At 59.7% G+C, this 14687-nt stretch carries 3 protein-coding genes, 2 tRNA genes and 3 rRNA genes; all 8 read right to left on the minus strand.

What is annotated here, in order from left to right; genetic code table 11:
• Positions 1-154 precede the first annotated feature (154 nt).
• On the minus strand, positions 155-2230 hold the full coding sequence (gene recD, locus ACMGGN_RS18350; protein WP_414156167.1) for an exodeoxyribonuclease V subunit alpha: 2076 nt from the start codon (positions 2228-2230) through the stop codon (positions 155-157).
• Positions 2227-5898, minus strand: coding sequence for an exodeoxyribonuclease V subunit beta (gene recB, locus ACMGGN_RS18355; protein WP_414156168.1), 3672 nt, complete (start codon positions 5896-5898; stop codon positions 2227-2229). The genes recD and recB overlap by 4 nt, the downstream gene beginning before the upstream one ends.
• On the minus strand, positions 5895-9371 hold the full coding sequence (gene recC, locus ACMGGN_RS18360) for an exodeoxyribonuclease V subunit gamma (RefSeq protein WP_414156169.1): 3477 nt from the start codon (positions 9369-9371) through the stop codon (positions 5895-5897). Before recC ends, recB begins: the two co-directional genes overlap by 4 nt.
• Before the next feature lie 133 nt (positions 9372-9504).
• A 5S ribosomal RNA gene (rrf, locus tag ACMGGN_RS18365) occupies positions 9505-9620 on the minus strand.
• A gap of 131 nt (positions 9621-9751) precedes the next feature.
• Positions 9752-12643: ribosomal RNA gene (locus ACMGGN_RS18370) — 23S ribosomal RNA — on the minus strand.
• Positions 12644-12879: 236 nt separating this feature from the next.
• Positions 12880-12955, minus strand: a tRNA-Ala gene (locus ACMGGN_RS18375).
• A gap of 24 nt (positions 12956-12979) precedes the next feature.
• Positions 12980-13056: transfer RNA gene (locus ACMGGN_RS18380), tRNA-Ile, on the minus strand.
• Positions 13057-13142: 86 nt separating this feature from the next.
• Positions 13143-14679 (minus strand): 16S ribosomal RNA (locus ACMGGN_RS18385).
• Together the 16S, 23S and 5S rRNA genes with 2 tRNA genes alongside form the textbook arrangement of a ribosomal RNA operon.
• Positions 14680-14687 lie beyond the last annotated feature (8 nt).

Raw genomic sequence — 14687 nt, forward strand, 5'->3', positions numbered from 1 at the left:
TGGAAGCACACCTTGGCCACACTTTGCGCCCGCTGCTCTGAGGTTCTGGCAGTCAGCTCAAAGGCCTCGTTGGCCGCGGCTCAACGATAGCGCAACGCCATCATTGCGGTGCGAGCGCCCTTTCGCGGCACACGGCAGTTCCTACAGCAGTGCATCACACCTGTTCGAGCATCAGCCCGGAAATACGCCGTACCTTGCGTGCCACCGCTTCTTCAAAGATGCCCTGGCGTGGCTCGACCAGGCTGAAGCAATGCTTGGCCCGGGTTATACCGGTGTATACCAGCTCCTTGGTCAGCACGGGGTTGAGCGCATCGGGCAGTACCAGCGCGGTGTGGCTGAACTCAGAGCCCTGGGACTTGTGAACGGTCATGGCGAACACCGTTTCCACCTCGTTGAGCCGGCTGGGCAGCACGAAACGCACCCCGCCACTGCCGTCGTTGCGTGGGAAGGCCACGCGCAGCAAAGGCTCGCCCTGCTCGTCCGGCAAGCGCAGGGCGATGCCGATGTCACCGTTCATCAGGCCCAGGCCGTAGTCGTTGCGCGTCACCAGTACCGGGCGCCCTTCGTACCAAGGCTGCTGGCTGTCGATCAGCCCGGCGCTGTGCAGCACCCGCGCTACTCGCTCGTTAAGGCCTTCAACCCCCCAGGCGCCCTTGCGCACCGCGCACAACAACTGGAAGTCCTCAAAGCTGCGCAGCACCTTGCCAGCCCACTGCTCCCAGTGCGGGTCGTCGAAAGCACTACCAGGCGCTGGACGATGGCGGCCAATGGTACGCAGATAGCTACGATAGCCTTGTGGCCCCTCAGCGCCGCGGTTCAGACCGTCCAGTATCAGCCGATCAAAGGCGCGGTCGTGCTCGCCGCGCAGGGCCAGGCCGAATACATCGGCCGGGGGCATGGTCAACAGGTCGCGGGCCGCCTGGGCTTGCTGGCGGTTGACCAGGCGCGCCAGCTGGCCGATGCCGCTGCCTTCGCCAAAGCGCCGGGAAAAACGCAGCATCACCACCTGCTGGGCCAATGGGTTGCGTTGCGCGTCGCCGGCCTTCAGGCCACTGTCGGCCAGCGACTGACCGCCAATCTGCTCCAGCCATGCCTGGGTAGCGGGTGAGTAGCAGCCCTCTTCGGCATCCCGGCACAGGTCGCCGAGCACCGCGCCCGCCTCGACCGAGGCCAACTGGTCCTTGTCCCCCAACAGGATCAACCGGGCTTTTGGGGGCAAGGCATTGAGCAGGTTGGCCATCATTTCGAGGTCGATCATCGACGCTTCATCCACCACCAGCACATCCAGCGGCAGCGGGTCGCCTGCATGGTGGCGGAAGTGCCGCGACCCCGGACGGCTGCCGAGCAGCCGGTGCACGGTGCTGACATCGGTAGGAATCTGCCCGCGGACATCGGCACTCACCTGCAAGCGCTCGACCTGCTGACCAATGGATTCGGTCAGGCGTGCTGCAGCCTTGCCGGTGGGCGCTGCGAGGCGAATGCGCAGAGGCCTGCCCTGCTCGACTGCAGGTGCCTGCAGCAAGGCCAGCAGGCGCACTACCGTGGTGGTCTTGCCGGTGCCCGGCCCCCCGGTGATGATGCTGAAGCCGGCGCGGGTGGCCAGGGCACAGGCCAGTTTCTGCCAATCGACCTGGCCTGCCAGAGCGCCTTCGTCGAACAACTGCGCAAGGCGTGCAGGCAGGTCCGCGGGCGTGGCCTCGTCCTGGCTCAGGCGCTGGCGCAGGGTTTCGTCTATCTGCCGCTCATAACTCCAGTAGCGGCGCAGGTAGAGGCGCTCGCCGCTGATCACCAATGGCCGGGCGTTATGACCAGGGGTATTGCCAGTTGCAACCAGGGGGCTGGCGGCAATGCGCTCGCGCCAGGTGTGCAGGTCGAGGTTGGCGAGCAATTGCGACGGTAGCAGCAACGGGCCTGCCAAAGCATCGCCCTCCGGCGGCAGCGACAGGGCGAAATCCGGCTCGGCAAGGGTTTGCTGCAGGTCCAGGCAGACATGCCCGTGGCCCAGTTGATGGCTGGCCAACGCAGCGGCCAGCAGCAACAGCGGATCGCTGCCGGGTGCGCGCTCTTCCAGGAAGGACACGAAAGCCCGGTCCAAAGCCCGCAACCAGCCGCGCTCAACCCAGCGGTCGAGCAGTTGCAGTAGGTCTGCGCTGTTGCGTTGTGGCGCCAGCGTCAGCAGGTGCTCTGCGTTCAATGGGGTAGGCAAGAGGTCATCAAGGGTGCGGCTCATGGCGCAGCTCCGGCGAACAGGTCCTGTTGTTGAGGCGCGTGAACGCCACGGAACAGCGCATCGAGCGCCTCGATCAACTCACGTGGCGGCTTGACGAAGTACACGCCGTGGCCGCTGCTGCTGGCTCCGCGCAAGAAGATGAACAGCGCACCGCCCACATGCAGGTCGTAATCGTAATCGGGCAGCCGTGCACGCAGCTGGCGATGCAGGGCCAGCAGATAAAGCACGTATTGCAAGTCGTAGCGGTGCTCCAGGATCGCCTTTTCCATGACCAGCGTGTCATAGGCCTGGATATCCGGGCCAAGCCAGTTGGACTTGTAATCGGCCACGTAGTAGCGGCCATCGAGCTCGAACGCCAGGTCGATAAAGCCTTTGAACATGCCGTTGAGCAGTGTCGGCTGAGCAGCGGGGCGCGCTGCGCCTGGATGGGTGTGGCGGGCGACCAACCGGTCCAGTTGCTCTGCATCGACCTGATGACTGGCGAACCAGAATTCCATTTCTATCTGATAGTGCTGCAACTGCGCCAACGTCAGGCTCATGTCACGGGCCGGCAGTGGCTCGTTCAGCAGTTGCTGCAACCATTGGCTGAGCGTCGGGATCCAGCCGGTCCAGTCGCGCCGGTTGCAGCGCTGGCCGACGGTGCGCTCGATCAGTTTGGGGTTGGCAGCGACCTCGGCGAAGCCTTCGCGCCCGGCCCACTCAAGCAAACCATGGAGGAAGGTGCCGGGGTTCGGCCCGCGCGGGAAGCGGTGAATGTCGCCGCTGTCGGCGGGCACCTCTCGGGGCAGTTGAGCATCGATCCCCTCATCGTCGAGCAACTGCTGGGCCTGGGAACTGTCGCCCCCCAGTGTCTGTTCACCCACCCGCAAGGCGCTGTACGACGCGATCCACCAATGCTCCGCCGCTGCGCGACGAGGCTTGCGTGCAGGCAGCAGCTCGCGTTCGGCATGGGGCGAGCAGTAGCGCACTTCGTCAGCCTCCGGCAGGCCGGGGCAGGCAATGTACGGGCAGCCTGCCTGCAAGCTCTGCAGCCAGTCCGCCAGTTGTTCCGAGCCCTGCAGTGGCACTCCGCCGCCAAGCAGATAGCCGAGCGCGGAACGGTGCAGCTGCGAGCTTTTCTGGTTACCGCGCTTGAGGTCGGCGACGCCCAGCCAGCATGCGTGCTGGGCACGTGTGAGGGCCACGTAGAGCAGGCGCAGGTCTTCAGCGAGGCGTTCATCATCGGCCAGGGCAATCTGTGCCGGGTCGGGGGTCAGGGTCATCTGCGCATTGCCCTGGCTGTCGTGCCAGGCCAGCGGCAGGCGGCTACCGTCGACCGGTTTGCTGGTGCAGATGAACGGCAGGTAGACCAAGGGGTATTCCAGGCCCTTGGACTTGTGGATGGTCACGACCTTGACCAGTTGTTCATCACTCTCCAGGCGAAGGATCTGGTCCTCACCGGCCTGCCCGGCATTGGCCAGGTGCTCGGCCAGATGGCGGATCAACGCTTGTTCGCCGTCCAGTTCGCCCGCCGCTTGCTGCAGCAGCTCGGCCAGGTGCAGCAGGTTGGTCAACACCCGCTCGCCATCGCTGCGGGCAATGAGCGTACGCGGCAACTGGAAGTCGTGCAGCAGGTGCCGCAACATCGGCAGTACGCCCTGGCGCTGCCAAGTGTCGCGGTAGCGGCGAAAACGCATTACCCAGTCTTCCCAGACCCGCTCGTCCTGGTTCAGCTGGTCCAGTTCGGCCAGCGACAGGTCCAGGGTCAGGCTGGCCAAGGCTGCCTTGAGCAGACGCTCGGAGTCCGGCTCGGCGCAGGCCTTGAGCCAGGCCAGCAAGTCATGCGCCTCCTGGGCGGCGAAAACCGAGTCCTTGTCGGACAGGTACACGCTGCGAACGTCACGGGCGGCAAGCTCGGCTCGCACCAGCTGCGCTTCATGGCCGTCGCGTACAAGGATGGCGATGTCAGAGGGCAGGCACGGGCGCAGCTCACCGTCAGCCTTGCTGAAACCGCTCTGGCCGCGCTGGGCACCGTTGAGCAGGGCGACGATGTGGCTGGCGCAACTGGCCGCCAGTTGCTGCCGGTACAGTGTGCTGGAGACGGGGTCGTCGCTTTCCAGTTGCCAGCACTGCAGGGCCGCGATGGCTTGGCCGTCGATCAGCAGGCGTTCGCTGCGCCCCTTGGCGCGCACCTCGATGAACGGCAACGGGTTGTCATCGTCTTCTCGGAACAGGAAGGCGCCCCACCCTTGCTCACGGGCTTCAGCCTGCAGGAACACCCGGTTGACAGCGGCCACCATGGCCTCGCTGGAACGGTAGTTGGTGTCCAGGCTGTGCAGCCGCCCGGCGGTGGCGCGCCGCGCGGACAGGTAGGTGTAAATGTCGGCGCCCCGGAAGGCATAGATGGCCTGCTTGGGGTCGCCGATCATGAACAGGCCGGTTTCCTCACGATTTTCGCTGATGCGGTAGATGCGCTCGAAGATGCCGTATTGAACCGGGTCGGTATCCTGGAATTCGTCGATCAGGGCTACCGGGAACTGTTCGCGAATCAGGCCTGCCAATCTCTCGCCGGCTTCACTGGCCAACGCATGTTGCAGGCGCAGCAGCATGTCATCGAAGCCCATTTCGGCGCGGCGGCGCTTTTCCACCTCGAAGCGCGCCGAAACCCAGACAGCGGCGTGTTCGAGCAGGCGTGCATCGGGGCTTGCCAGAGCCTGCAGCTGTTGTGGCAGGTCTTGCATGGCGTGCAGCGCTGGGTGATCTGGAGGCTCACCGACCTTCCAGGCTTCGGCCATGCCTGCTGGAGTCAGGCGCGTAAAGCCAGTCCCAAGGTCAAGTTCCACTATCTGCTCATCAGCAGCCCAGGCGCGTAACTTGTCGAACCAGGGTTCGAAGAAGCGCGCCTGCAGCTTGCGGCCATCGGCCTGCTTGGCGGCGACGGCGTCCCGGCAGATCTGTTGCAACTGCTCGACCCATTGCGCCCATGGGGCTTTAAGCTGGTGCAACTGATCGGCGCGCTGCAGCAGCGCTGCATCAATCAGCGCTTGCGGTTCCTGCTCATCCAGCTGCGCACGCACGCGACCAAACAGGGGGCGGATCCTGGGCAACAATGCATCGGGGTTGCCCCAATGGCTACGCACCCAGCCCAGGGCCTCGCCGTGCATGCCGTAGCAGAACCGCCGCCAGTAGTCGCGCATGACCTGGCCAAGCAGGTCGCTGTGGTCGGTTTCCAGGCTCTGGGTGAACAGGCTGCCGCTGTCGAAGGCATGCTCGCGAAGCATGCGCTGGCACCAGCCATGAATGGTCGAGACTGCCGCTTCGTCCATCCACTGTACGGCGATCTCCAGGCGGTTGGCGCAGCGCGGCCAGTGCTCGGGTGGGTAATCGTCACGTAGCTGGTGCAGCAGCGGGTCGGCTTCCTGTAACTCGCCGCGAAAGAAGCGTGCAGCTTCGGCCAGGCGCGCGCGAATACGCTCGCGCAGTTCCTTGGTGGCCGCATCGGTGAAGGTCACCACGAGGATCTGCGGTGGCAACAACTCGCGGCCAAAAGCGCACTCGCCGCCATGGCCGAGGATCAGCCGCAGATAAAGCGCCGAAATCGTGAACGTCTTGCCGGTACCGGCACTGGCTTCGATCAGTTGGCTGCCATGCAGGGGGAAACTCAGTGCCAGGGGACGGACCTGGGTCATGCGCCACTCTCCGGGTTGCCCAGCGTCTGCCAGGCTGCGCTGAATAACGGGCGGTACAGGGTTTCGCACCAGCCTTCAAAAGTTTCGTCGGCACTGAGTGCGGCGAAGTCACGGAACTGTCGGGCCAGGGCCAGGCTTTCGCTGCGCTCACCGAAACTGGTGCGGCCATCACCTTCGTAAGCACGGGCAGCTGCGGCGAGGGCTTTGTCAGGATCGTCCTGGGCCAGCCAGGCGAACGCTGTCTTGGCGGCGACCGGCAGCGGCGCATTCATTGCGGCCTGGCGTGACACCAGCAGATGGCCGAGCTGCTCGGCAGCTTCGTGTTGTGGCAGTGGCGCGAGCAGCAGGGTGATGTCGCTGGCCAACAGGGCGCTATGCAGCGGATAGCCTTCGGCGCACGCCGCCAGGTGCATGACCCAACTGGCGATCAGCCGGTGCCACTTGAGGCTGTGACGCCCGGCGCTGATGGTGTTGGGCACCGTGGTGATGCTCAACAGGCTTTGGTCATCGGCCTGATACACCCGGCCAAGCCAACCCTCCAGGCGATGGCTGCCATGCTCGAAATGGATCGGCAGTGCGCCCTCGACCACGTTGGGCCAGCGCTGCAACAATTGGCGATGGCGTTGCAGCAGATCGGGCAGCGGCTGGATCAGCTCTGCCTGCAGAAGCTCGCCGAACCCGGCCAACGGCAGCATGCCGCACGCCTGCAGCCGGCGCGCCTGGGCTTGCAGCGCCTGCTCGGCGTTTTCCGGCTCGGCCAGCGCCGCGCCGAGCAGGCTTTCACTGGCGCTATAGCGCTGCAAGGCATCGAGGACAAACGGCTCCTCATCCGGCGTCGGCGCCTCCAGCGCCTCGAAGAACACTTTCAGGCGCTGGCTGAAGAAGTGACGCACCGGATGACGCAGAAAGTCCTGCAGTTGCGTAAGGGTCAGGGCTTCATCGCTGCTGTAAGCCGGCAGGCCAACATCCGCCTGTTTAGCCTCATCGCAGACTTGGTGCAGCAGCTGCCATTCATGGGCATAACTGAACAACGCGCTGCCTTTCTGGAAATAACGCGGGCTGAAGGGCTGCAGCGGGTGCTCTTGAGTCAACGCATGCAACAACTGCTCGCCCGCTTGCTGGCTGCCGCTGCCACCGGCCAGGCGCCAACCTGCCGCCAGGTGATCGCGCAGTTGGCCTATGAGCACAGATGCCGGGCGCTCGCTATTATCGCGGATGCTCCGGCCGACCCAGCTGATGTACAGCTGATCGCGCGCGGACAACAACGCTTCGAGCAGCAGGTAACGGTCATCCTCGCGGCGCGAGCGGTCGCCGGGGCGGTAGTCACTGGCCATCAGGTCGAAGTCCAGCGGCTGCTGGGCGCGCGGGTAATCGCCATCGTTCATGCCAAGCAGGCAGACCACTCTAAACGGGATGGCACGCATCGGCATGAGGGTGCAGAAGTTTACCGAACCTGCAAGAAAACGCTGGGACAGCTTGCCCTGATCCAGGCCCGACAACCACGCCTCGCGTATGACCGTGAGGGGCAACAAGTCCTGCAAGCCTACGGTCTCGCACACCTGTAGCCAGCTATCGCGCAGCTCCTGCAGTTGCATGAGCAGGAATTCGTCGTGCTCGCCTTCTGCCAGGAAGAACACTTGCAACAGCGCGTTCAGTCGCTCGCCCCACTGGGCCGCAGTGGCTGGCTGAGAGAGGGCATGGTTGGCCACATCTAGGGCGTCGAGCAAGGCCACCAACGGGCCGATCAGCGCAGCATCCAAGCCGCCGATTTCGTCGTAAGGTTCGATACCGTCACAGCCCTCCCCCATACCCACGGCATAACCCAACAGCATACGCCGCAGGCCGAACCGCCAGCTGTTCTGCTCCAGCCCTTCGGGCAGGCCCAGGGACGCTCGCTGCTCGGCATTGAGCCCCCAACGGACACCGGCGCCCTCGATCCAGCGGTGCAGCGTGGGCAGGTCGCTTTCGCGGATCCCGAAACGCGTTCGTACAGCCGGTACGTCCAGCAGATCGAGCACTTCGCTGACGGCGAAACGGCTGTCTGGCAGCTTGAGCAGATGCTCCAGGGCAATCAACAATGGATCACGCCCGCGCTGGCCCTGATCGGTCAGGGTGAAGGGTATGTAACGCGGGTCGTTGCGCTGTAGCTGGCCGAAAACGGCACGGATATGCGGTGCATAGTTGTCGATTGCCGGGAGCATCACGATGACGTCACGTGGGCGCAGGGTGGGGTCGGCACTGAAGCGGGCCAACAATTGGTCGTGCAGGATCTCTACTTCGCGTTGTGGGCTGTGGGCGATGTGGAAGCGCACGGAGCGGTCTTGCGCCAGATCGACCTCAGGCCACAGCTCACGGGTTTCAGCAAGCGGGCGCAGTTCGAGGATATCGTCCTGCAGCTGCTTGAGCAGTGTTGCCGGCTCGCTTTCGCTGAACAGGTCGATGCGTCCATCGCTGAATGCGCCCTGGTAGCTGCCTGGGTCATCATAACTGTCGAGCAGGTTGATGTAGTCGCGGCCCTGTTTGCCCCAGGCGGCAAGCAAGGGGTGGGCGTGCTGGTGCAAGGACTCGTCATCCAACTGCGCGGGCATGCCCTGCTTGCGCTGCTGGCGCTTGTACTGGTGGCGCAGCAGGTCCTTGTCGGCGACGATGTCCGCCCAGTGATGGCGACAAGGGTTGTGCACACACAGTAATACCTGGCTGAACCGCGCAAGACCTGCCAGTGCCTCCAACGCTTGGGCAGGCAGCGATGAGATACCGAATACGATTACCCGTGAAGGCAGACCCGCAGGGGGTTGCTCAAGGCTGTTGATCCGTTCGATGAATCGCTGGTGCACCCCTGCACGGCTCTGGGCCATGCCTTGTTCACCTACATCCTCGAGCAAGGCCCGCCACAGCTCGGCCTGCCAGCGGTTGCCAGGTGCCAGGGGTTTGCGTTCGCCACGGGCCGTATTGAGGACGTGCTGGCCGGCAGCCCAATCCTTGAGCCAGTCGGCACGATAGACCTGATACTGGTCGAACAGGTCAGCCAGGCGCTCTGCCAGCTGATAGCGTTTGCGTAGATCACCGTCGTCGGTGAGGAAGCGTCGCAACGGTTCGAAATGCGTGCGCTCGATCAGCGCTGGCAGCAAACGCATGAGTCGCCAGGTCAGCGGGGCCTTGTCGAGCAAGGAAACCTCTGGAATCTCGTCACGCCCGAGGACTTTTCTGTACAGCTGCCACATGAAGCTGCCCGGCAACTGCACTTCGATGGCAGCAGCGATCCCACAACCACCCTGGTCATCTTCGAGCGGGTCCTCGGCCAAGGCCAGCTTGAGCCACTGGGCGATGCCATTGCTTTGTACCAGGGCGATTTCGTTTTCCAGGGGGGCCAGCGGATAGCGCCGCATCCAGCTCACCACCAGGCTGCGCAAGTCGTCCAGGCGATTGCCGTGCACGATCATGAAGCCGGGATGGAGTGAAGTCGGGTTGGCCATTGATGGTTCTCTGGAAGGCAGTTCGGGCTGATGGGGAACGATATCACGGCTAGCCGCCGAGTCCGGGATCTGTAAAAGCCAGAAAAGACAAAACCCCTACCTGCTTACGCAGATAGGGGTTTTGCGAAATGAATCTTGACGATGACCTACTCTCACATGGGGAAACCCCACACTACCATCGGCGATGCATCGTTTCACTACTGAGTTCGGGATGGGATCAGGTGGTTCCAATGCTCTATGGTCGTCAAGAAATTCTGTAGCCAGAATGTCCAGATGGACAGCCCAGCAAATTCGGATATGCGATAGTTGTGATGTTGCGAACTTTCGGTTCTTTCGTCTTCACCACCACAATCTGCAGAAGCAAATTGCTTGGGTGTTATATGGTCAAGCCTCACGGGCAATTAGTATTGGTTAGCTCAACGCCTCACAGCGCTTACACACCCAACCTATCAACGTCGTAGTCTTCGACGGCCCTTTAGGGGATTCAAGATCCCAGTGAGATCTCATCTTGAGGCAAGTTTCCCGCTTAGATGCTTTCAGCGGTTATCTCTTCCGAACATAGCTACCCGGCAATGCCACTGGCGTGACAACCGGAACACCAGAGGTTCGTCCACTCCGGTCCTCTCGTACTAGGAGCAGCCCCTCTCAAATCTCAAACGTCCACGGCAGATAGGGACCGAACTGTCTCACGACGTTCTAAACCCAGCTCGCGTACCACTTTAAATGGCGAACAGCCATACCCTTGGGACCGGCTTCAGCCCCAGGATGTGATGAGCCGACATCGAGGTGCCAAACACCGCCGTCGATATGAACTCTTGGGCGGTATCAGCCTGTTATCCCCGGAGTACCTTTTATCCGTTGAGCGATGGCCCTTCCATACAGAACCACCGGATCACTAAGACCTACTTTCGTACCTGCTCGACGTGTTTGTCTCGCAGTCAAGCGCGCTTTTGCCTTTATACTCTACGACCGATTTCCGACCGGTCTGAGCGCACCTTCGTACTCCTCCGTTACTCTTTGGGAGGAGACCGCCCCAGTCAAACTACCCACCATACACTGTCCTCGATCCGGATAACGGACCTGAGTTAGAACCTCAAAGTTGCCAGGGTGGTATTTCAAGGATGGCTCCATGAGAACTGGCGTCCCCACTTCAAAGCCTCCCACCTATCCTACACAAGCAAATTCAAAGTCCAGTGCAAAGCTATAGTAAAGGTTCACGGGGTCTTTCCGTCTAGCCGCGGATACACTGCATCTTCACAGCGATTTCAATTTCACTGAGTCTCGGGTGGAGACAGCGCCGCCATCGTTACGCCATTCGTGCAGGTCGGAACTTACCCGACAAGGAATTTCGCTACCTTAGGACCGTTATAGTTACGGCCGCCGTTTACCGGGGCTTCGATCAAGAGCTTCGCTTGCGCTAACCCCATCAATTAACCTTCCGGCACCGGGCAGGCGTCACACCCTATACGTCCACTTTCGTGTTTGCAGAGTGCTGTGTTTTTAATAAACAGTCGCAGCGGCCTGGTATCTTCGACCGGCATGAGCTTACGGAGCAAGTCCTTCACCCTCACCGGCGCACCTTCTCCCGAAGTTACGGTGCCATTTTGCCTAGTTCCTTCACCCGAGTTCTCTCAAGCGCCTTGGTATTCTCTACCTAACCACCTGTGTCGGTTTGGGGTACGGTTCCCAATTATCTGAAGCTTAGGAGCTTTTCTTGGAAGCATGGCATCAACCACTTCGTCGCCTAAAGGCAACTCGTCATCAGCTCTCGGCCTTGAGATCCCGGATTTGCCTAAGATCTCAGCCTACCACCTTAAACTTGGACAACCAACGCCAAGCTGGCCTAGCCTTCTCCGTCCCTCCATCGCAATAACTGGAAGTACAGGAATATTAACCTGTTTTCCATCGACTACGCTTTTCAGCCTCGCCTTAGGGACCGACTAACCCTGCGTCGATTAACGTTGCGCAGGAAACCTTGGTCTTTCGGCGTGCGAGTTTTTCACTCGCATTGTCGTTACTCATGTCAGCATTCGCACTTCTGATACCTCCAGCAAGCTTCTCAACTCACCTTCACAGGCTTACAGAACGCTCCTCTACCGCATCACCAAAGGTGATACCCGTAGCTTCGGTGCATGGTTTGAGCCCCGTTACATCTTCCGCGCAGGCCGACTCGACTAGTGAGCTATTACGCTTTCTTTAAAGGGTGGCTGCTTCTAAGCCAACCTCCTAGCTGTCTAAGCCTTCCCACATCGTTTCCCACTTAACCATGACTTTGGGACCTTAGCTGACGGTCTGGGTTGTTTCCCTTTTCACGACGGACGTTAGCACCCGCCGTGTGTCTCCCATGCTCGGCACTTGTAGGTATTCGGAGTTTGCATCGGTTTGGTAAGTCGGGATGACCCCCTAGCCGAAACAGTGCTCTACCCCCTACAGTGATACATGAGGCGCTACCTAAATAGCTTTCGAGGAGAACCAGCTATCTCCGAGCTTGATTAGCCTTTCACTCCGATCCACAGGTCATCCGCTAACTTTTCAACGGTAGTCGGTTCGGTCCTCCAGTCAGTGTTACCTAACCTTCAACCTGCCCATGGATAGATCGCCCGGTTTCGGGTCTATACCCAGCGACTAAACGCCCTATTAAGACTCGCTTTCGCTACGCCTCCCCTATTCGGTTAAGCTCGCCACTGAATATAAGTCGCTGACCCATTATACAAAAGGTACGCAGTCACCTAACAAAGTAGGCTCCCACTGCTTGTACGCATACGGTTTCAGGATCTATTTCACTCCCCTCTCCGGGGTTCTTTTCGCCTTTCCCTCACGGTACTGGTTCACTATCGGTCAGTCAGTAGTATTTAGCCTTGGAGGATGGTCCCCCCATGTTCAGACAAAGTTTCTCGTGCTCCGTCCTACTCGATTTCATTGATAAGAGATTTTCGTGTACGGGGCTATCACCCACTATGGCCGCACTTTCCAGAGCGTTCCACTAATCTCAAACCAACTTAAGGGCTGGTCCCCGTTCGCTCGCCACTACTAAGGGAATCTCGGTTGATTTCTTTTCCTCAGGGTACTTAGATGTTTCAGTTCCCCTGGTTCGCCTCTTGCACCTATGTATTCAGTACAAGATACTCAGCTTATGCTGAGTGGGTTCCCCCATTCAGAGATCTCTGGATCACAGTCTGTTTGCCGACTCCCCAAAGCTTATCGCAGGCTACCACGTCTTTCATCGCCTCTGACTGCCAAGGCATCCACCGTATGCGCTTCTTCACTTGACCATATAACCCCAAGCAATCTGGTTATACTGTGAAGACGACATTCGCCGAAAATTCGCATGTTGCTCTTTCGAGCAGAACTCACAAATTTTACCTTAGCCTGATCCACCAGCAGTGAAACTGGTGTTCAGTCTATTTCTATCACATATCCGAATTTTTAAAGAACGATCTGACAAAAGTCAGAAATCAACATTCAAACTGAATGTTCATTTCTAAGTTCTGACAAGTTACTGCAAAAGTGGTGGAGCCAAGCGGGATCGAACCGCTGACCTCCTGCGTGCAAGGCAGGCGCTCTCCCAGCTGAGCTATGGCCCCGTATTCTACGGCTGAACCATGTAATGGTAGGTCTGGGCAGATTTGAACTGCCGACCTCACCCTTATCAGGGGTGCGCTCTAACCAACTGAGCTACAGACCTATAACAGGGTCGCGTTACAGCATCGTCTTTATACAAAGAATCAAGCAATTCGTGTGGGAGCTCATCAGCAGGCTGATGTCGTCGATTAAGGAGGTGATCCAGCCGCAGGTTCCCCTACGGCTACCTTGTTACGACTTCACCCCAGTCATGAATCACACCGTGGTAACCGTCCTCCCGAAGGTTAGACTAGCTACTTCTGGTGCAACCCACTCCCATGGTGTGACGGGCGGTGTGTACAAGGCCCGGGAACGTATTCACCGCGACATTCTGATTCGCGATTACTAGCGATTCCGACTTCACGCAGTCGAGTTGCAGACTGCGATCCGGACTACGATCGGTTTTGTGAGATTAGCTCCACCTCGCGGCTTGGCAACCCTCTGTACCGACCATTGTAGCACGTGTGTAGCCCAGGCCGTAAGGGCCATGATGACTTGACGTCATCCCCACCTTCCTCCGGTTTGTCACCGGCAGTCTCCTTAGAGTGCCCACCATAACGTGCTGGTAACTAAGGACAAGGGTTGCGCTCGTTACGGGACTTAACCCAACATCTCACGACACGAGCTGACGACAGCCATGCAGCACCTGTGTCAGAGTTCCCGAAGGCACCAATCCATCTCTGGAAAGTTCTCTGCATGTCAAGGCCTGGTAAGGTTCTTCGCGTTGCTTCGAATTAAACCACATGCTCCACCGCTTGTGCGGGCCCCCGTCAATTCATTTGAGTTTTAACCTTGCGGCCGTACTCCCCAGGCGGTCAACTTAATGCGTTAGCTGCGCCACTAAAATCTCAAGGATTCCAACGGCTAGTTGACATCGTTTACGGCGTGGACTACCAGGGTATCTAATCCTGTTTGCTCCCCACGCTTTCGCACCTCAGTGTCAGTATCAGTCCAGGTGGTCGCCTTCGCCACTGGTGTTCCTTCCTATATCTACGCATTTCACCGCTACACAGGAAATTCCACCACCCTCTACCGTACTCTAGCTTGCCAGTTTTGGATGCAGTTCCCAGGTTGAGCCCGGGGCTTTCACATCCAACTTAACAAACCACCTACGCGCGCTTTACGCCCAGTAATTCCGATTAACGCTTGCACCCTCTGTATTACCGCGGCTGCTGGCACAGAGTTAGCCGGTGCTTATTCTGTCGGTAACGTCAAAACACTAACGTATTAGGTTAATGCCCTTCCTCCCAACTTAAAGTGCTTTACAATCCGAAGACCTTCTTCACACACGCGGCATGGCTGGATCAGGCTTTCGCCCATTGTCCAATATTCCCCACTGCTGCCTCCCGTAGGAGTCTGGACCGTGTCTCAGTTCCAGTGTGACTGATCATCCTCTCAGACCAGTTACGGATCGTCGCCTTGGTGAGCCATTACCCCACCAACTAGCTAATCCGACCTAGGCTCATCTGATAGCGCAAGGCCCGAAGGTCCCCTGCTTTCTCCCGTAGGACGTATGCGGTATTAGCGTTCCTTTCGAAACGTTGTCCCCCACTACCAGGCAGATTCCTAGGCATTACTCACCCGTCCGCCGCTGAATCAAGGAGCAAGCTCCCGTCATCCGCTCGACTTGCATGTGTTAGGCCTGCCGCCAGCGTTCAATCTGAGCCATGATCAAACTCTTCAGTTCAATACTGC

Origin of the sequence: Pseudomonas sp. BNK-30 (genome assembly GCF_047456185.1) — a bacterium.
GTDB lineage: Bacteria > Pseudomonadota > Gammaproteobacteria > Pseudomonadales > Pseudomonadaceae > Aquipseudomonas > Aquipseudomonas putida_E.